General features: G+C 67.9%; 1 protein-coding gene. It reads right to left on the bottom strand.

Features of this window, described 5'->3' with window-relative positions; translation table 11 throughout:
- Nucleotides 1-1,598 (bottom strand): BCCT family transporter (locus tag ACRX5W_RS28280; RefSeq protein ID WP_436791183.1); only part of this gene is annotated, 1,598 nt, incomplete at both ends.

Genomic DNA, 1,598 nt, shown 5'->3' with positions numbered 1-1,598 from the left:
CCCGCGTCTGTGGCGCCGCTGTCGCTGGGGCCGATTCGGAACTCGAAGGCGCCGGCGTACTGCTTGTGACCGGCGATGACGGCGTCTTCGACGGCTTTCGACGCGTGTGCGCCGCGCACGATCAGCGGGTCGCGGCGCAGGTCCCGCATCAGCGCCACACACATGCCGAGCATCACGAGGGCGAACGGCGCCGCCACGAGAATCGTGAGGTTCTGCAAGCCTTGGAGGGCGTTGTCCTCACCGTCGCCGACCAACAACATGATCGCGGCGACCGCACCCGTGAGCGTGCCCCAGAACACGACTACCGGCTTGCGGGGTTCGAGCGAACCGTTCTGGGTGAGCGTGCCCATGACGATCGACGCCGCGTCCGCACCGGACACGAAGAAGATGCCGACGAGGACCATCACGAGCAGGCTGGTGGCCGTCGCGATCGGATACTCGTTCAGCAGGCCGAAGAGCTGCGCCTCGGGCGTGGTCTCGCCCTCCAGGCCGCCGCGCTCCCTGACTTTCATGGCGCTGCCGCCGAAGACCGCGAACCACACCAGGCTGACCGTGCTCGGCACCAGGATCACGCCGCCGACGAACTGCCGGATGGTGCGCCCGCGGCTGATGCGCGCGATGAACATGCCGACGAACGGTGTCCAGGAGATCCACCACGCCCAGTAGAAGACCGTCCAGGTGCCCAGCCACGCCGAGACGCCCTCGCCGCTGGAGGCTTCCGTACGCCCCACGAGCTGCGGCAGATCGCCGAGGTACGCGCCGAGCGAGGTGGGTAGCAGGTCGAGCACGATGACGCTCGGACCCGCGACGAAGACGAACACCGCCAGGAGCAGCGCGAGCACCATGTTGATGTTCGACAGCCACTGGATGCCCCTCTCCACGCCGGAGACGGCCGACGCCACGAACGCCACGGTCAGGACGGCGATGATGCCCACAAGCAGTCCGGTGGCCACGTTGTCCAGCCAGTCCAGCTCCTCGAAGCCGCTGCCGATTTGCAACGCGCCCAGGCCCAACGAGGCCGCGGAGCCGAAGAGGGTGGCGAAGATGGCGATGATGTCGATGACCCGCCCCCACGCGCCGTGGGCGCGCTTCTCACCGATGAGCGGCACGAACACCGAGCTGACGGTCTGCCGCCGACGCCGCCGAAACGTGCTGTAGGCGATGGCGAGGCCGACGACGGAGTAGATCGCCCAGGGGTGCAGCGTCCAGTGGAAGAGCGTCGTTGCCATGGAGTTCTCCATGGCGGCGGCGGAGTCCGCGGGGGTGGTGCCGGGCGGTGGTGTGGTGAAGTGCGCGAGAGGTTCGCTCACTCCGTAGAACATCAGGCCGATTCCCATGCCGGCGCTGAACATCATCGCGACCCAGGACACCGTGCGGAACTCGGGCTCTTCGCCCTCCTGGCCGAGTGTGATCCTGCCGTACCGGCTGACAGCCAGCCACAGAGCGAAGACCACGAAGCCGGTCGCCGCGAGCATGAAGGCCCAGCCGGCGTTGTGGAGCAGGCCTTCGAGCATGTTCGACGAGACGTCTTCGAGGGTGCCCGTGGCCGTGGCACCCCAGATCACGAAGGCCAGGGTGAGCCCGGCGGTGACGCCGAA

Source organism: Yinghuangia sp. YIM S10712 (assembly GCF_051388935.1).
Lineage (GTDB): Bacteria > Actinomycetota > Actinomycetes > Streptomycetales > Streptomycetaceae > Yinghuangia.
This window is presented reverse-complemented; position numbering and strand designations above follow the sequence as displayed.